The sequence below is a fragment of the Mesorhizobium sp. M1078 genome, assembly GCF_040318615.1.
Classification (GTDB): domain Bacteria; phylum Pseudomonadota; class Alphaproteobacteria; order Rhizobiales; family Rhizobiaceae; genus Mesorhizobium.
Map to the genome: position 1 here is coordinate 23298 of NZ_JAMYMP010000033.1, position 17121 is coordinate 40418.

Below are 17121 nucleotides of genomic sequence, written 5' to 3' on the forward strand. Positions count from 1 at the left end.
GGGCGACCTTATTTGGCTCGCAAGGTCTCTAGGGCGATATTCACAACTGCATCTCGGGTGCGCCGGTCAGAGACTCCAGTAAGGAAACGCTCTGCCGCTCGCTTGAACTCGCCATCCCAACGCTGCACGGCGCTCTGCCATTCTGCCGTTAAGCGCTGCAGTCGTTGTCCGACAGGAAGTTCAATCTCTTTCGCGGTGGGTTCCAACAAAAGTATGGCCCTCACCAAGCTGGCCGCCTCAAGGCTTCCGGTCCTCGCCACAAGCGTGCCTCCTACGGAAACTTCCCCAAGGTCAAACAGCCCAGTCCCGATCAGCAAGGGCCCGTCTACAGGCGCGATTATAGAGATCTTAGAAGTCGCCTCCCCGGCATTTCTAAAGGTGCGCGGATCCGGATAAGCGGGCATTGCGCCAACTATGCGAGATGCATAGGCTTCGACGCTAGCGGCGACGTTGGTTGCCTTGCGGCGACTGATTTTGGCATCCGCGACAGAGAGCTTGCGTTCAACCCGTTCGCCCGCAAGGGCACGAAGTTCCTGCTCCAAGAGCAAAACAGCGTTGGCCGGATCGGAAAATCCGCAAGCGCGCAGATAAGCGGTATCGAATGCAAGCCTCTCGGCTGTGCCGAGTTCCTCAAGGCTTGGCCCTGAACCGCATCCGGCTAGCTCGGCGAAAGCTTTTAAGGCCTCGGCCTTCCTTTGAGCGCTAACCGTCGAAGGGTTCGCCAGCAGGATACCTCGGTAATCGGGTATCTTGACCTTGAGAACGCCATCGCCGTGCTGCGAGCGTCCTCTCAGTTCGACTTGGTACCATCCGAGCAAGCTATTCAGGCCGGCATGTATGAACGCCGCGTCTTGGTCATCAGTTGGAGCGAAAGAATACAAAGTGTCGATAATCACGCTGGTGTCAGCCGCATCAACCATAGTGAAAACGTAACGCCGGTCATGGTGTTCGGGAAGAACAATCCGCGTGGCAGCAGGCGCGGCGTCCGATTGGAGCGAGTACCAATATGGTTTTCTGTTTTTGACCTGGCTCCGCTTCGCCGGGATGCCTCCTTTGAGCGGGTCGTTAGAGTTGTTATAGGCCACGGTTTCACCGCGCTTCAGGTACGCCAACGCGCCGGTTGCCGACTTCGCGTCGAGCGCTTCTTTCGAATCTTTGACATCGAAAAGGCGCATCTGCGAGCGCCGCAGTGAAAACGCGCTTTCCAGGCTATCTGGGCCTTTAAGAATAGGCTTAAGGAACTCGCGCTCGATCTTACAGACGAAGTCCATGCCATCGACCACTGCGGCTACCCGTTTCATATCCGACCGGGTCAGGTGAAGTCGGGCCGGAACCTGGTCGAATGGAAGCTCTCGAACGATAAAGTAGGCGTTCGCCCTAGGGACCACGCCGCTGTGCAACTTGCCCATTTCGCCGAGCGAACTCAGTTGTTGACCAGCCGCCAGAGCTGCAAGCTCATCCTTCAAGGTCGGATTCGACCGAAGCAATTGTCCCCACCGCACGCTGACGGCGCCCGGGGCGTAGGAGGCCTTGTCAACAAGCCGCTCTAGGATAGTTGCAGTGCTCATTCGTCCTCCTCCAATAGGTCCGGGCCTTCATCCGCCTCCGTGAGTGTCAGACCCCCGTCCACGCCCTGAGCAACCCGGTTGATTTGCATTCGCGGGTCGAGCACATCAACGGGTCCATCCAACATGTCATCAAGGAAACTCTCAATCGCGTCACGGCGATCTGCCGCGCCTGGACTCGGCATGATCTGCGCCAAGGGGCGACGCAGACGAACGAAACGTATTTCGTTGGCTTCGCGCGTCGCGGCGTCGTTTTCGCGTTCAAGGAGAAGAAGGATGGTATTTGTGTCGGCTTCTGGAAACCATCGTTCAACGATGGAATCCACCACGCCCCTTATCCGATAGTGGCGCCCCAGAAACCTGATCAGCGGAATGCCGTAGTCGGAAAACAGCATCCCCGATGAGACCACGAAGGCCAGCCGGCCGCCTTGCCGAAGAAAGCTGGTGGCGTGGACGATGAACCAAAGGTAGGCATCGCTTTTCCCGCTAAATTTAGGAAGGAGCAGCGTGGCGTCTTTTGCCAAAGCATTGACGATGGTGTCGAGATTGGTGAGATGCCTGTAAGAGATATACGGTGGGTTTCCTACCACGGCATCAAAGGCATCGGGGATCGAGAGTCGGCCCAAAATGCCAGGGATTTCGAGATGGGTCTTCAGTCCTGGGCGTAGCTCGAAGAAGTCCTTGAGTAGCACGCGCGGGTAAGCGGCAGCTTCGTGGGTGTCGCTGGTTGCCAGGGTGACCGTGCTTAATTCCGCTGCGAATGCTGTGATTTCACTGCCCCAGATGTCTGAGAGAGTTCGTTCGTGCGAAGCGCCAAGAGCTCGCTTCCTTGCGTAGGCCGAACGGAGGAAACTTCCCCCGCCGGTAGCCGGGTCCAGCACAAGATCACCAGGACCTCTGACACCGAAAGTGGTCAGAATGTCTACGACGTCCTCGGGCGTATAGAATTGGCCCAGTTGATGGCGGAACCGCTCTTCGACGATTACCTCGTACAAAAGGCCCACAATGTTCTGGGAAATACTCAGCCAAGAGGCGCCGGAGACTGCATCAAGCAGCTCGCTCCATGCCTTGCCGACCCAACACTCTCTGGCTTCAACCAGGCCCTCCGGGTCGGTAAACAGCAGGTCGACAAATGGCTCAGGCAGGAATGCGGTCTCGAAGTCGCCCGACCGCCTGATCGCTAGCGAAAACGCACTGTCGAGCTGGGCTCGGATGGCCTGTGGGTCAGTAGAGTTCGCGGACAGCGTCAGTGCGTCGAGTGTGAAGGGTTCCGTTCGCCGGGGGCCGGAGTCTTCGAGCACACGGTAGAGAACTAGCTTCTGCGCGACCACAAAAGCGCCAAATCTCAAAATTTGAACCACTTCTTCCATGAAGCGTGCAGACAGGGCCGGGTTGAGGGTGGCGGGGAAGTTAAAGGAAGCAGTTGCCTCGGTTCGCACTTCCTCGATCAAGGCTGGATCCGCCGCTAGACGCCGCATGACCCTCTGGGCAGCTTCCGACGATATTGCGAAAATGCCATCCCTCAATGCCACCACGTCACCCGAAGTGACCGACGGCCTCCTTCGCTCGACGGCCGCCAACCTGTTCTCCAGGCGGTCCAGAAAGCGTGTCCATTCCTCCCGGATTTTTTCCCGGTAAGCCGGAGCCTCGGAAGAATTCTTTATCGGGGCGAGCTCAACGAAATCGACTTCTTGGTCTTCCTCGCTAGGTGTAGCAGCGACCTCGTACAGTGCGACCTGAGCAATATTGCAAGTGAAGTAATAGGGCAGCCCACGGGCTAGCGCTTTTCGCCGCGCGTCAGCCCGGAGTGCCTCGCTACGAACGTCCCGGCCCTCGGGAACTTCCGGTCGCTTGAGCTCTCCGCTTGCGAGTTTCCGACCTCGGGGGCTGTTGAACCTGATATCGCAGCGCCGGACAGTCCCTTTTTCATCAACCTGACGTTCCTCGATTGCGGCTGCGGCGACGAGCGTGATTTCTCCCGCCGCATCTCTCGCTGCGGTCCTCACTGCCGTGAACTCTGCCAACCACCCGGCAAAAGTAAGCTCATTCATGGTGGCAATTGGCATTCTAGATTTAATCCCTTGATAATAAACGATTTAAGCGTCACACACACCGCGTTCAGCTCTGCCCAAGTCAATCACCTGATATTAAACGCTTTGCGGACTAGCGGCTACCCGAACGCCTACACTATGAGCGCTCCAATGCGTAGCCCCCCGTGTGGCGCGGTCATCAGAATGGTTCTCAACAAGCCGGATATGAAGACGCCGTGCGCGGTCAACCGAAGCAGCTTCGCCAAAAAAAATGGCAGAAGAACACACAGGGAACGCATCGGGGGTTCATCCCGCGTTGATCTGGGCCGTTTTCCATACTAGCATGAGCGAATGCGTTACACTCAAAGTCAGATCCGCGAGCTGCTGTCCATTTCGGTAGATGCGTTTCGCACGTGGCGCGATGCCATTCCTGCGCTGGCAACCCATAAGGGGCATGCACCTAGCTTCACACCTGGGGACGTTGTTGCGATGGCAATTGTCGCCGAACTCGTCAAGGATTTTGGTGTCCGTGTTGGAACTGTCGGGGAGCGTTTCGATCAACTCTTTATGGAGTGTCGGGGAAGGTCATGGCTGTCGCTTGAAAACTGCATTGCTCTGATCGAGGTCGACAACCTTCGCCTTGTGGACGTGAACGCGCCGCATCGCCCGTCGCTGGACGCCTCGAGTATTCACGTTCCTTGTGGGCGGATCATAGCTCGGCTTCGCTCCGCGCTGATAGCCACCGAAACCGATGAAGTGCAAGGCTACCTACAATTTCCCCCGACTTCTGTAACCACGCAGCCTGAGCAGCGCGGAAAACGAGCATGACCACGGTCCTAGCCTCCGCATTGGCGCCGGAGTGGAAAGACCGGTTGGGACTTACTCATCGGCATTCGCCCGAACTTTACGAGTCAGCCGACGCCGTTAGCGACGTGCCGCATGCACCAGCGATCCGCGCCGCACTCAATGAAATGGGCGTTTCAGCGATCTTCTGTGTCCAAGGAGTTCCCACGGTCGCCATTCTCGAAGCCGATGTTTACGATCGTGCCAAAATTATCGATCTTCACGGCGCGCTCTGGAACCAAGGCTTGGCAAGCCTATTGCTGGTTATCGCTGATGACACTCTTAGAGCCTTTTCGCTCGCGCGTACTCCGTTCACCGATCCTGGTGATGCATTCGAGACCCGCTGCCTCATTGATAGCCTCAGCCTGACGGCCGAAGCCCTAAGGTTTCAAAATCTCATCTATGGGGCGGAATCCGGGCGCCTTTGGAAAGACTACGGCGATTACTTCCCGCTGAAGGAGCGTATCGATCAAGTTCTTCTCGATAATTTGAATGCGTCCCACGAACTCCTGCAATCTGCCGAACTTTCCCCCGATGCGGCGCAAGCGTTGCTGATACAGGCAATGTTTATCGCCTATCTTGAAGATCGTGAGATCGTAACGCCTGCCTATTTTGCCGCCGTTACCGAGAAGAGCGCTGAGAGTTTCTCCGCGCTGCTGGAAACCGGCGACGTCGATTTCTTTCGATCGCTCTTCCTAACTCTCCATAAAGATTTCAATGGTGACCTGTTCGTTGCGCCCTGCTCGTTCGAGCCGAAAGGCGAGGCGCCAGAAGTCACGGCTACCCATCTTGCCATCCTGGCCCGCTTTCGATCGGGGCGGGAAGAGATGGCGCATTCGGGCCAGCAGCGGTTCTGGGGTTATGACTTTCGCTATATCCCGATCGAACTTGTCAGCGCCGTCTATGATCGCTTTCTGGGGGAGCGCGAGGCCGAACGCCGTGCCAACGGCGCCTACTACACGCCCATGTTCCTTGCAGACACCGTCGTTTCCCAAGTCTGGGAGATGTTGCCGGAGGCGACACGCACGACTGGAAACTTTCTCGATCCCGCCTGCGGTTCAGGCGTTTTCCTGGTTCGATCGTTTCAGCGGCTTTGTGAGCATTGGCGCGCCAAGCACAAGACGCAGACGATTTCCTGGAAGACGCTGTTATCTCTGCTGAGCCAAATTCATGGCTGGGATCTCAATGGCGGTGCGGTTCGCGTTGCCGTATTTTCGCTCTACGTCGCTCTGCTGGAAGAGGTGTCGCCGCGCGACATCCTCAAGCTCATCACCCGAGGAAAACTCCTCCCGGAACTTTGGGGCAAGACGCTTGTCTGCCGCGACTTTTTCGAGGTGTCGCCGGACAGCGCTCGATACGAGGTCATCATCGGCAATCCGCCATGGACCAGCCGTCGTGGACCGGCGCGTTCATCCGTGCAATGGAGCAAGAAGACGGGGCATCCCATGCCCGGTGGCGAGGACGCCTGGGCATTCAGTTGGAAAGCCCTCTCACATCTCGCCGATGGCGGCGTGATTGCGTTTCTGTTGCCGGCGATGGGATTCTTGCACAACCACGCCCAAAATACGGTGGAAGCACGTGACACGTTCTTCCGGAAATCTCAGGTCCGCCGCATTATCAACTTCGCGGACCTTCGATTTCAGCTTTTCGAGAAAGCTCATCGCCCCACCACTCTGATCATCTACGGCAGCGCGACGACAGTTAACTTCCCATATCATTTCGATTATTGGGCGCCAAAGGCCGATCTTAATCTCCGCATCAAACGTGTCATTACTTTGAGCAGCGCCGACAAGGCCGTGCTAGGGGTTGGCGCGGTTCTGGATAACCCACTCATATTTAAGCAGCGGCTTTGGATGCGGGAGCCAGACGCCAAGCTCTTCGGCTACCTTGCGAGGCTCCCCAAGTTAGGTGCCTTTGTCAGCGATTTCGGCAGCCTGAGCCGTCGCCGCGAAGAGCCCGCCGGACGATGGGTGATCGGGCAAGGTTATCAGCCTTTCAATGAGGATAGCGAAGGCGACGCGCCTCCGCTCGCCAGCGAGTACGTCGGTCGATTGCCGGACCTGCCGATCACAGCCTATTCACGCTTGGCTCAGGCTGCGGAAAGCTTGCAACCGTCCACCTCGTCGACAGTTCGCCGTCGTGGATTCGAAGCCGGATTCAACGGTATACGGATCCTTGTCCCGCGGGGCGTGGAGACGTCGCAAAATCGCCTGCGGGCCGCCTACTGCGATGAAGCGCTCACCTTTCAGGATATCTTGCAGGCGATCGTGGTGCCGGATGGCGAAAGCGATCGAGCGAAGATCCTCACGGCGATTCTCAATAGTCGCATCGCGGTCTGGTACGCCTTTCACGGAACCGCTTCGTTCGGTTCGGATCGCCCGGAGGTCAAGCAAGCCGACTTGTTACGATTGCCGTTTCCATCACCCGCCGATGTTCCTGATCAAGGTGCAGCCGCGCAGGCAGCTCTTGGGCTGATTGCGATTGTGGACGCCGCACGCGGACGGTCAAACGAGCCGCTTTCGATCCAGGTCGACGAAGGCGAGATCCTGCGGACAATCGATCGGTTAGCATACCAATATTTTTGCCTGTCGCCCGACGAAATCGCGCTGATCGACGACACCGTCGAAGCGATCCTGCCCGCGCTTCAGCCCCATGAAGGCCACATCCCGAAACTGTGGTGTGCACCGGACGAACCGCAACGGGCACAATACGCGCGCACGTTGGCGGGCAGCCTCGCAGACTGGTTCAAAGACAAGAAAATTGATGCTCGCCTCGTCGCGCGCGCATCGGACCTAGCGATACTGCGCCTGCATCTGGGCGGCCATGAAGACTATGCCGAGGATGCCGGCGGCGAGCTAAGCGAGGTTCTTGAGCAACTCGCTGCTCACATCAAGAGGCCTCTCGATGGCAATTTCCAGTTGATGCCGGACCTGCGTGTTTTCGTCAGTGGCTACCTTTACCTCATCAAGCCGATGCAGATGCGCTTTTGGCTACGTTCCACAGCGCTGGCCGATGCGGATGGGATAGCGCTCGATCTCCAGCAAGCCGCAGCCGTATCGCAGCGGCGGAGTGCCGATTGATGTTAGTCGGGGATGCGCAGGAGTGGGTCGACAGCTTCGTATCGTTTGACGACCGGTTTCTAGAGAGGATCGCAGCGGCGTGGCCGGTGTGCCTGGCAGTACTCCCCGAACAGCCGGGAGAAGATGACATCACCATCAACCTTGTCGATCATCTCACCAAGGATGTCGTCGTACGTAGGCTGTGCCATTGGGTCGAGTATCAGTTCGAGCCGTTTGGCCTCGCTACGGACGGGTCGAAATACAGCAAGGGCATCATCGACATCGCCGTCCTTTTCGACTGGGAGCGGGAGCGATATCTGGCCTATGAGTGCAAGCGGCTCAACGTGATCAACGACGGAAGCCGCAGCTCCTTGGCCACCGTGTACGTCACCCAAGGGATGATGCGTTTTCTCACTGAACAGTATGCGGAGCATTTGCCTGTCGGCTGCATGCTGGGCTATGTGCTGGACGGGGACATGCCTTTTGCCAGGGCGCGGCTCGCCAGCGTGATAGGAAGCCATCCTCCTCTTGGTCTCATCGACGGACCAACGCCACTTGCCGCCATCGAAACCATCGAACGCTTCCGAACACGGCACACCCGTTCAGCTGGTTCAGAAATTGAGCTTCGACACGCGCTATTTTCTTACCCATCATTGTCTGCGCCAATTGGCTAACGAACCGAGCCAATTCATCGCAGCATCCACTTTCATTGTGCGACCAGAAATGGGACCAGCACGTTGCCCATGCCTCGCCGGATTTCGATGCAGTCCTCGCAGAGGCGCAGGGATGGCACTCCTGGCATCGTCTGGGCACCGTTGACCAATCGATAGTCCAAGGCTGGCTCGTCTCCACATGATGAGCAGACGTTTGTCCCGCCCTCCGCCTCTACGGCGTGACGGGACAGCGCTGCCAGGTGCGGTTCGACGCGGTCAACAATCGAGTACCAATGGGTACTATGAGGGTCGATCTGTTCCATGTGCCGTTTCAGGTCATCTGGATAGTGTTTGGACAGCCATGTATAGGCGACTTCCCGGCGCCGCTGGTCGTTCTGAACGAGGATTTCATAGAGCTCCACCTGCAGGCGGAGGGATTCGAGCGGATGGGCGGCGTAAAGAGCCCGCAATTGTATGAGATTGACCGCGAACCTGACGCCGCCGCTATAGGCTTCTCTGACTGTTCCGATGCAGTAGTCCCGCAGCGCTTCGGACGACTCGGTCATCTGGTCGATGAGGCCCGGCACGTAGCGCCACGGATGAAAATCTATCTCCGTCCGCCACAGATCAAGATAACCGCTGTCGCGAAGTGCAGCTGCTATTACTGGATCTGCGTCAGGCCGGTTGACGAGCAGGGAATAGAGATCGTTGAAGCTCTCCACATCTGGATCAACTGAACGCGCTGCATCGAGCACGGCATTCTGCGCTTGATGCGTAGCCTGGATCGGATTGCTGCTGCCCGCCCGCCATTTTACCTCCTCTGGAGATACCGTTTCGATCTCAACTGGTATCTCCATCAGCAGGGCGCTGCGCCGCAAATCTTCTGGTGAGCAATAGTCAGCGTCCGGGACAAGATCGATGCCGGCTTGCTTGTAGACCCGGGCAACCAGACGGGAACAGAACTGGCGTTTCGATCTCGGTTTACGGACTCCAGCTACTGACCGGATGGCCTCTGGCAACGAATAGCGCGCACCGATTTCGGCGCGGGCATAGTCGATAACATTCGACAGGATTTCAGGAGCAACTGGCTCCTTCAGGCGGAAGTGAAACACCTTTTCGTCGTCCTCGAACAGCTCGCGCTGCAGATTCCGCGCTTGGACGCCATCCATCGTTGAGTCGATGAAAGAGCCATGCTGTACGCAAATCATGGCGTGGGAGACAATGCCGTGTGTCGCTATGCGGATCACTTTGCTAGTGCCTGGTCGAGCCGTGAACAGAATGTCCCCGGGCTCAACACTATCGATTTTGATGCGCTTCATATCGCCCCCAAATGCACCAGCTGCGGAGGCATCTTAACGATCCAGACGAACGCGCAGGCGTCGCGCGCGCTCGCGGAAAGCGGCCTCGCCGCCCTCTAGGATGTCGCACACGGCTTTCCGGATTTCCGCGTTTTCCAACCCGCCCGCCACATAGGTAATCGGCGGTAGACCACCCGACGGATGGGGGCCGGCTTCGGCTACAATGATCTGATCGGCGTCGGTGTTGATCACGAGATTTGCGTTGTGCGTGACTATGATGACCTGGCGCTTGGACTTGGCCGAGACGAATAGGGCCACCAGCTCGTCGAACACAGACTTTGGATCGAGGTTTTCCTCGGGCTGATCGATGATCAGCGGACGGTCGTCTGAATCATCCAGTGCCAAATAGAGCAGCAAAAGCACGATGCCTCGCGTGCCAGGCGACAGCTTCCGGATGTCAACGCCGTCATAGGAAATCTCGTAGCGAACGGTGATATGGTCGGTGCCGAAAAGCCAGTGTGCGAACTGCTTCGACCAAGCGCGGAATTCGGCTTGTTGCGCGGGCGCGTAAGGCGCGTGCGAGAGGAGGTCACCGGCATATTTTCCAATAAAGGCTGTCATCGCAGCCTGAACCTCCGCCGCCGAGCCGGTCTCCCACACTTGTTTGAGGGCCTCAATCGCGACGGTAATGAGGGACCGGCGGCCATAGAATGGACCAGCCTTGCGCCGGTCGAGCAGCTCTTCCTCCGCGAACGAGCCCCATGCTTCGACATCAGCGATCCTTCGGACTGAAAAGCTGAGCTTTTTGAGAGTGCCTGATGAGGCTGCAAGCCGCACCATGAGCGGCGCGTAGAGGCTGGCCAGCGCGTTCTGTTTGTCGATGATTGCCTCGAAGACTCGACCGTATGTTCTATCTCGCTCGGTTTGAAGTTCCTTTCGGCGAGCCGCCGCTCCTTGAGCGTCCGCAAGCCGGGTTTCGAGGGTCTGAAGCGCGGAATTCTCCTGTGAAATACGGCTGGTGAGTGCGGTGTATTGGTCCCGTACCAGCTTGTCCGCGCTGAACAGTGCGCCAAGGCGCGTCATCTCAGCAACTATCGGCGCCAGCGGCACTGCCGATAGATCGGCATTCTCGGCAATCAGCGCGACGTTCGGATCACCCGGCATAGGCGGGACGCCATTGAGCTTCCGAACTTCGTCGTCCGCCCAAATAATGTAACCGGCGAGGCTTTTATCGACGTCGCCCTTATAAATCAGCAGGAAGTCGTCCCACTGCTTAGCATCCAGACCACTATTGGTGTGTCGCGTCTGGGCCTGACGGAGCATTTCGGGGGCGCCGGTAGCGCGCATGCTCCGGGCCTCGTCCTGCAGCGCGACGAAAGTCCGGCGCTGGTTTCCATAAGCCTGTATCCTGTTTCGTAGGCTCTGGGCCGCACCGCTGAGTTGGGTGTGGCGCGCCACCTGCGCTTCGGTACCTTTGACAACGAGTTTGGCACGATCGGCGGTATAGTCCGCGATCATTTTTCGCTTTTGCGCAGCTTGGGTCGTGAGTGTGGCGATGAGACTCTCTTTCTCGAACTCGGTGGCAATGCGCTCGGAAACATCGGAGATCGCGTTGGCTTCGCGCTCGCGCGCCTGCTGGAATCGTGCGGTCTCCTGTTCGCGCAATTCAGCAAAGTTGGACGCCCAGTCACGAGCCTCCTCTGAGTGTGATTCGAAGATCACACGTTCGATCTCGTCCACGAGACCATCGGAAACACCCTTTGCCGAGCAGAGCTCTTCAACAAACTGCTGGGACAGATAGCGAGCTCGGGGAAACGACATATGCCCGGCAGCATCGCGGCCATCGAGGCAACGGGTGACGTCCGAGCCGCCGCCCCAAGTCAGTGTCGTCGTCGCATTGCCGATGAGCTTGCGGGCTCGTGCAAGGAAAGACGGGCTGATATTCTCATCTGCAGCCCAGCCGGAAGGCGGGATTGCATCACAACCTGCCGCAATGACGTCTGCAAGGGCTGTCTTGCCCGAACCACGCGCGCCTATAATGGCGACAAGGCCGGGATTGAGGGGTATTGACGGCGAAATAGCCCAGTCTGCATCGTCGACTCTGACGTGTGAGATAACCTGCGATGGCATTGCCGAGGGCGGTGGCTGCTCGCCGACATAGGCGCGGCTCTCTGGATCGATGCAGGCCTGGCGCAGCGAGTCGAACTCCAAGGCACCTTTGATCCATGAGAATCGGTTTTCGACGGGTTGGCCGACGGTTGTCTGGTCGTGGGAATCGCTGCCGTGAAGACATGGCTTGCAGCCGTCATACCGTGATCGCAGCTGTTCGACGGTTACGCCACGCTGGCCAAGCCAAAACTCTCTCTGGGCCGGGCTGCTCGAGAAGATAATATGGGCAAACTTCTCGATTTCCTGCCTGATCGTAGCATCGGCGGCCTGCCGAAGGCCTGACGTCCCGTCACCAGCGCTACCAGCGACAGCAATCAGAATATTGTTCTTCGCCCATTCGCTTTCATGGATGACGTTGCGGAGTAGGCTGAAATTGACTTTGACTTGGGTCGCTCCGTGCCGAAGTGCCGCGACCTCGTCGATAATGGATGGGTCGGCGCGCTTTCCGAGTTTGATCAGCTCTTCGCGAGTGCAGTCGTAGCTGTCGTTATAAGCACTGAATTGGAGGCGTTTGAGGATGCGCTTGACCTCGTCGACATGATTCGGGTCTTCAGGGCCGACAAGCAGGTGGATATTCACGAATCCCGACTTTGCCGCTACATCGAGGCGCAGTTCAATGTTCGGGAAAAGTAGCTTCACATCGGGCAGCCGGCCGGCAGCTTTGTGCGTCCGAAATTGCTCGTAGGTGTCGGTAACATAGTAGTCGGTGACCGCTATCGCCTCGATCTTGGGTGTCACGCTTTCGAGCGTCGTCAGATAGAAATTCCAGGGATCGGTGGCCCCGAACTGGTTATTGAGAACGGTACCGGGCGTGTGAATGTGCGGCTCCCATCGATGCCATTCTGACCCGCGGCTGATCTGCGCCTCCGTTTGATCTTCGACTTGCACTGCTCTTACCCCACCGGCTGTTATTGTATGAAAAGGCGTCTTGCATACGTGGTGAGGTCGTCATCAACTTCCCCACCCCGATAGGCCACAACATCGGCCACCACAGCTGACGCGCAGTCGAGGATCAAATGCAGGCCTACTGTGTAGTCATACTCTCCAGCCATTGTGAGGCCACGAAGCTTTTCCCGATCGAGGTCTAGCCCTCTCGTATTGCCTGCCTTTTTCACCTCTAAGACCGCGCAGTTGTAAAGAGTGCGCCTGCGATGGACGATGATGTCAGGAAAGATCGTCATGGCCGATGTATCATCCATTGACGTGCGGAATTCCTCTGGTCGGGGAAGGCTTTTCACTTTGTCACCTAACCGGTTGTATTCGCAGTCAGTATGCCAGTGATCGAAATACGGGGCGATGTGGACTGCCAAATGGTGGGTCAAACTGCGCTCGTTGATACCAACCTCCAAGAGATCAGTTTCGCTGGCAAGAAATGCATGGGTGGCCTTCGCAAGGCGGGCAATCGTTTCCTGTGGTCCAGGGAAATCCTTCGGACGACGGGCATCCGCCCAAATTTCAGGTTCTATTGCCATTAGCCAAGCCTCCAAGCTCTCCATCGTAACACTGTAGCATTTACCTGTCGTCTCTAGCGTATATTTGGGAAATACCGTTTTTTACCTGCATCGGCTAGAGCAAGCGCGTTTCCAATGGTTGCCTAAGTCCGTTACACGAAAGTTACATGAACGGGATCGGCAGCAGCGGGCTTCATGCAAATATTTGAAAAATATGGTGGGCGGTATAGGATTTGAACCTACGACCCCTACAGTGTGAAGGCCAACTATCCGATATTACGGTATAATTGAAATATGTAATCATTTGTTTTTTGGTCATTTTTTCGACATGATCACCATCATTACTTCACTTTCCATGTAACATTTGCTATAAATCCGTTACATGGAAGTTACATGAAATGCCTAAGTTATTTTTGGACGATTCCGTCGTCCTCACCGCTGATTGCCCTACTGAAAAGGACCAGGAAATCTATTGGGACCATCCCGTTGGTCAGGACCTCCGTATCCGCAACGGGTCTGTTTCAGGGCTGGGCCTGCGCGTCACTGCACTGGGGCATAAATCCTTTGTCCATGCCTACCAGTTCAACGGCAAACGCTACCGGAAAGCGCTCGGGTCGATCGTGATGTTCAACGTCGCATCTGCGCGCCTGGCCGTCGGACAACGCCAACGCCAGCTTGAGGCGGGCGAAAACCCTGACTTCGAAGACAACGACACCCGTCGCGCCCATCTCCTGACCGTCCGCGAAGCCATCGACCGCTATTGGGAAAGCCATATCCAGACGCTCTCAGCGGGGTATCAGACCAACTTCGCCATGTTCGTGGCCGGATGGCTCAGGAAACGACCGCAAACGGCCACACGCCGCGGTCAGAACATCCGCAAACCCTATAAAGATTTCGGGTCGATGTTCGCCGACCGGCCATTCTCCTCCATCAAGCCTTTGGACATCGAACGATTCCAGCGCCAGTTTGCCTCCGCGTACAGCCACAACGGCGCCCTTGTGCACGTTACGGCCCTGTTCAACTGGGCCATCCGCATGCAGCTCGTGGACATGCGCAACCCCTGCAGCCCGATCCGCGCAAAGAAGGTTATACGCCAGCGCCGGGACTATTCCACCGAGCAGATCCGGCAGATTGCGGCCCACATCTTCTACCCGGCTTTCGAAGTCGTGCCCGAAACCGACAGTCTGGAAGGGTTCGCCAAGCGCGACATGGCCTTGGCCAAGGCTCGAGCACTAACCGCCAACGACCACATGCAGGAACTCTGCAACTTCATGGGCATCCTGTTCCTGACCATGGCCCGCCCCAGCGATCTCACCAAGGCCGAATTCAGCCACTTCGACCTGGAGACGCTGGTCTGGCACAAACACAACACCAAGGGGATCAAACTCTCCCGTTCGCTCTATGAGTACGCCTACCGATCGGTGCCGATCCATGCCAGAGTTGCCGATATGGTGCACGCCCAGCGCCAGCGCTGGCCTGACAGCAAGCTGCTGTTCCCGTCCCATACGGACATGACCCAGCCCCGCGACAACTTTCGCAAGGGGCTGGACAGGTTCAAAGCCCTGCCCGGCGTCCCCGAGTATTTCCAGCTTTACGACCTGAAGCGGATCGCGATCTCGCTGATGCTCACCGGTCAAGGCGTGTCGCATGAGGCCATCTCCCACTACGTCGACCATAAGGGAAACCTGGAAACGACGATGATCTACGATCTTGGCTTTGTGGATCCGATGCGTCCTGTCACCCAAAAGCTCGGCGACCTTCTCGGCGTATAGTGCTTGACGTCATTTTTTCGCTGTGACGCAATGAACCTGCGGCGAGCTCGACCGCAAATCCCATCAAGGAAAGTAGGGTTCATGGAAGCCATGCAGGCGCTGGTGCTGACCAGCACACAACTGCGCGACATGCTGACGGAAGCTGCGCGACAGGGAGCCGCCCTCGCCGTCCAAGAGCTCCGCGCGGATCTTCACCAGGCGCCGGATGATGCAACCCTGCAAAAACTCCGCCGCTACCTGGCCGACCCCGCCTCCCTTGCCAATCCCCATGACCATTGGGCTCATAGCGATCTCATCCGCCGGATTCAGGCAACAGGATGCGGCAAACCAAAATCGACGGCATGGTTCATGAAGTTCCAGAGGGAGACCCGCCTGAACGAGTGCTCCACTCGCCCAAGCCCCGGTTACGGTCGACGACGGGAATGGTCATTCGCCGACATTAGACTTGCTTGGGATAGCTACTATCGCAAACGGTAGCAGGCAATTTCATCCCAGCCGGCTAACATCGATCGTCAGTCTTCCCTCCGCCGACTTTATCTTGGGTGCGCTCCCTGCGCATCGACCCGATCCACCCGTTGTGTCAGACTTCGGCTAGGGAGACAAAATATGGACGAACTGACGGATATCTTTGCCAAGTACGATGGACGCCCAATGCCGAAGGTGGGCGATCCGCTTGAAAACTTGCATGAGTTTTCAAAAGCGTTCTTCGCGGACGTGGCGGAGATTTATGATGTCATCACCCGGGTGAAAAATGTGGAACGCAACCCGACCGGCTTTTCCTTGGACGATGCGCCGATACTGGGTTTGCTGGTCAAGATCAGCAAGCTATTGCGCGAAATTGTAAAATACTACGTCAGCGGCGATGCGAACATCGTCAGCTACCTTGATAGGCAGGCCATGGAGGCGGCCGTGGTTGCCCGCACCCTTCTCGCGTCCAGCGCAGAGGAAATCGCCAACTACAGGAAATCCTCGTTCAGGGAGCGGTTGAAGATCTTTGAAACTGAAGAGGAGACCGGCTTCTTCAAGACCAAGGCCGGCAAACGACTGAAGGCTTCGACGATACGCCAGTTCGAGGAGGAGGGTTTGACCCCCTCGAGTTTCGAGCTCGAGAAGAAGTTAAAATGGAAGTTCGGCGGAAAGAGCGTTCGGGACATGTACGAGTCGCTTGGAATGGATGCGCTTTATGGAGCAACCTATGGCTTCGGCTCGGAATCGATTCATGCCAGTTGGGGCCATTCGAAGAACTTCGACCTTGTCCGAAACAAGGACGGCACCTATGCCGCATATCCAATCGAAATGCCCGCAGACATCCGTTTCGTCGGTCCCGTACTGATCTTCTGCAACCCCGCCTACATCGGATGGTGCCACCGGGTCGGCTTGCCGGAACTGGTCGGTCATCTCAATTGGATCGAAGGCCTTAACAGGCGGCTATTCGAGGCATTCGATGCGGTCTATCATCCCCAGGACGGCTAGCGGGGACCTGCCTGCATAGCGGCACGGAAATGCTCCTATTGGTGCAACCGCGAGATCGTGCTTTTGCTCACATTGTAGCGCCGGGCGACTGCAAGCATTGCCTCCCCATCTGCCAGCCTCGCCAGTGCCTCCCGACGCTGTTGTTGAGAGAGTTTCGGCTTTCGCCCGAATTTAACGCCCCTGGCCATCGCGCGAGCGCGCCCGTTCGAAGTGTTCTCCAGGATCCTGCGCCGCTGCCATTTGGCCGCCCACCCGACGAGAAACACGATGAGGTCTGACATTTCCGACGTAGTGTCGATAAAGGGCTCATCCAATAATCGAAGCGCTGCGCCGGCAGACGAGACCGTCCTGACGATTTGCAGCATGTCGAAAGGATCCCGCGCTATGCGGTCGCTGACGACGGCATGGACAATGTCACCCGGTTTCAGCACTTTTAGCAGCCGCCGCAATTGACGACGGTCCGCGTTCTTGCCGCTCAGCTTCTCAAAATAGACTTTCTGGCAACCCGCCTCCTCAAGCCGCTCAACTTGCGAGGCCAAGTCCTGTGACTCGGTAGAGACCCGCGCATACCCGTACTTCATTCACAGGCGCCTCCCTGCTGTTTCAAAACTCACGAGATTTGCAACGCTCTCGTCACCAGATATTTGCCGATTTTTCCGGTGGTGGTCACGATTGTTTGCCTAAATCTTGTGCATAAAAGCCAACACAGCTTTAATTAGCGATGGCTTATGATCGGCGCCAAATCTCGTGATTTCTGGATAGAGGTTGAGCCCTTCTCTCCTTCCAGGAACAGGCGCTCCTTGATGCA

The 17121-nt window shown here is 57.2% G+C and carries 12 protein-coding genes; 6 read left to right on the plus strand and 6 right to left on the minus strand.

Going from position 1 to position 17121, the window contains the following annotated elements:
* Positions 1–8: 8 nt before the first annotated feature.
* Together NKH38_RS27480 and NKH38_RS27485 are read right to left on the minus strand one after the other, a co-directional pair.
* The gene (locus NKH38_RS27480) at positions 9–1568 is read right to left on the minus strand and encodes a hypothetical protein (protein WP_352764403.1); all 1560 of its coding nucleotides are present in this window, start codon (positions 1566–1568) and stop codon (positions 9–11) included.
* On the minus strand, positions 1565–3631 hold the full coding sequence (locus NKH38_RS27485) for an N-6 DNA methylase (protein WP_352764405.1): 2067 nt from the start codon (positions 3629–3631) through the stop codon (positions 1565–1567). Before NKH38_RS27485 ends, NKH38_RS27480 begins: the two co-directional genes overlap by 4 nt.
* A gap of 315 nt (positions 3632–3946) precedes the next feature.
* Here NKH38_RS27485 and NKH38_RS27490 point away from each other — a divergent pair, with 315 nt between their 5' ends.
* Genes NKH38_RS27490 through NKH38_RS27500 form a run of 3 tightly spaced genes read left to right on the plus strand, consistent with a single transcriptional unit; the run spans position 3947 to position 8171 of the window.
* The gene (locus NKH38_RS27490) at positions 3947–4423 is read left to right on the plus strand and encodes a hypothetical protein (RefSeq protein WP_352764407.1); all 477 of its coding nucleotides are present in this window, start codon (positions 3947–3949) and stop codon (positions 4421–4423) included.
* Complete coding sequence (locus NKH38_RS27495) at positions 4420–7518, plus strand: HsdM family class I SAM-dependent methyltransferase (RefSeq protein ID WP_352764410.1); 3099 nt, start codon at positions 4420–4422, stop codon at positions 7516–7518. Before NKH38_RS27490 ends, NKH38_RS27495 begins: the two co-directional genes overlap by 4 nt.
* Positions 7518–8171: a hypothetical protein gene (locus NKH38_RS27500; protein WP_352764412.1), complete on the plus strand. Its 654-nt coding sequence runs from the start codon at positions 7518–7520 to the stop codon at positions 8169–8171. Before NKH38_RS27495 ends, NKH38_RS27500 begins: the two co-directional genes overlap by 1 nt.
* A 32-nt stretch (positions 8172–8203) precedes the next feature.
* On the opposite strand, the gene NKH38_RS27505 is transcribed toward NKH38_RS27500, so the two are convergent.
* The 3 genes from NKH38_RS27505 to NKH38_RS27515 are packed head-to-tail and all read right to left on the minus strand — an operon-like array spanning position 8204 to position 13089.
* Positions 8204–9469 (minus strand): YiiX/YebB-like N1pC/P60 family cysteine hydrolase, encoded by a 1266-nt coding sequence (locus NKH38_RS27505; RefSeq protein WP_352764415.1) that lies wholly within the window; start codon positions 9467–9469, stop codon positions 8204–8206.
* Positions 9470–9502: 33 nt separating this feature from the next.
* Positions 9503–12475 (minus strand): TrlF family AAA-like ATPase, encoded by a 2973-nt coding sequence (locus NKH38_RS27510; protein WP_352764497.1) that lies wholly within the window; start codon positions 12473–12475, stop codon positions 9503–9505.
* Between the two features lie 50 nt (positions 12476–12525).
* Complete coding sequence (locus NKH38_RS27515) at positions 12526–13089, minus strand: hypothetical protein (RefSeq protein ID WP_352764418.1); 564 nt, start codon at positions 13087–13089, stop codon at positions 12526–12528.
* A 377-nt stretch (positions 13090–13466) separates the two neighbouring features.
* On the opposite strand from NKH38_RS27515, the gene NKH38_RS27520 reads away from it, so the two are divergent.
* The 3 genes from NKH38_RS27520 to NKH38_RS27530 all read left to right on the plus strand — a co-directional run bounded on the left by NKH38_RS27520 (position 13467) and on the right by NKH38_RS27530 (position 16313).
* Complete coding sequence (locus tag NKH38_RS27520) at positions 13467–14840, plus strand: tyrosine-type recombinase/integrase (protein ID WP_352764421.1); 1374 nt, start codon at positions 13467–13469, stop codon at positions 14838–14840.
* Positions 14841–14921: 81 nt separating this feature from the next.
* Complete coding sequence (locus NKH38_RS27525) at positions 14922–15317, plus strand: hypothetical protein (protein WP_352764424.1); 396 nt, start codon at positions 14922–14924, stop codon at positions 15315–15317.
* Between the two features lie 129 nt (positions 15318–15446).
* Positions 15447–16313, plus strand: coding sequence for a DUF5677 domain-containing protein (locus tag NKH38_RS27530; RefSeq protein ID WP_352764426.1), 867 nt, complete (start codon positions 15447–15449; stop codon positions 16311–16313).
* A 35-nt stretch (positions 16314–16348) separates the two neighbouring features.
* Here the strand turns inward: NKH38_RS27530 and NKH38_RS27535 are convergent, their stop codons facing one another.
* A complete protein-coding gene (locus NKH38_RS27535; RefSeq protein WP_352764429.1) occupies positions 16349–16894 on the minus strand; it encodes a recombinase family protein in 546 nt (181 codons plus the stop codon).
* Between the last annotated feature and the right edge of the window lie 227 nt (positions 16895–17121).

Coding starts and splice junctions, on each gene's coding strand:
- NKH38_RS27515 (WP_352764418.1), bottom strand. CDS start 13,089: ATGGCAATAGAACCTGAAATTTGGGCGGATGCCCGTCGTCCGAAGGAT.
- NKH38_RS27485 (WP_352764405.1), bottom strand. CDS start 3,631: ATGCCAATTGCCACCATGAATGAGCTTACTTTTGCCGGGTGGTTGGCA.
- NKH38_RS27495 (WP_352764410.1), top strand. CDS start 4,420: ATGACCACGGTCCTAGCCTCCGCATTGGCGCCGGAGTGGAAAGACCGG.
- NKH38_RS27490 (WP_352764407.1), top strand. CDS start 3,947: ATGCGTTACACTCAAAGTCAGATCCGCGAGCTGCTGTCCATTTCGGTA.
- NKH38_RS27525 (WP_352764424.1), top strand. CDS start 14,922: ATGGAAGCCATGCAGGCGCTGGTGCTGACCAGCACACAACTGCGCGAC.
- NKH38_RS27535 (WP_352764429.1), bottom strand. CDS start 16,894: ATGAAGTACGGGTATGCGCGGGTCTCTACCGAGTCACAGGACTTGGCC.
- NKH38_RS27500 (WP_352764412.1), top strand. CDS start 7,518: ATGTTAGTCGGGGATGCGCAGGAGTGGGTCGACAGCTTCGTATCGTTT.
- NKH38_RS27530 (WP_352764426.1), top strand. CDS start 15,447: ATGGACGAACTGACGGATATCTTTGCCAAGTACGATGGACGCCCAATG.
- NKH38_RS27520 (WP_352764421.1), top strand. CDS start 13,467: ATGCCTAAGTTATTTTTGGACGATTCCGTCGTCCTCACCGCTGATTGC.
- NKH38_RS27480 (WP_352764403.1), bottom strand. CDS start 1,568: ATGAGCACTGCAACTATCCTAGAGCGGCTTGTTGACAAGGCCTCCTAC.
- NKH38_RS27505 (WP_352764415.1), bottom strand. CDS start 9,469: ATGAAGCGCATCAAAATCGATAGTGTTGAGCCCGGGGACATTCTGTTC.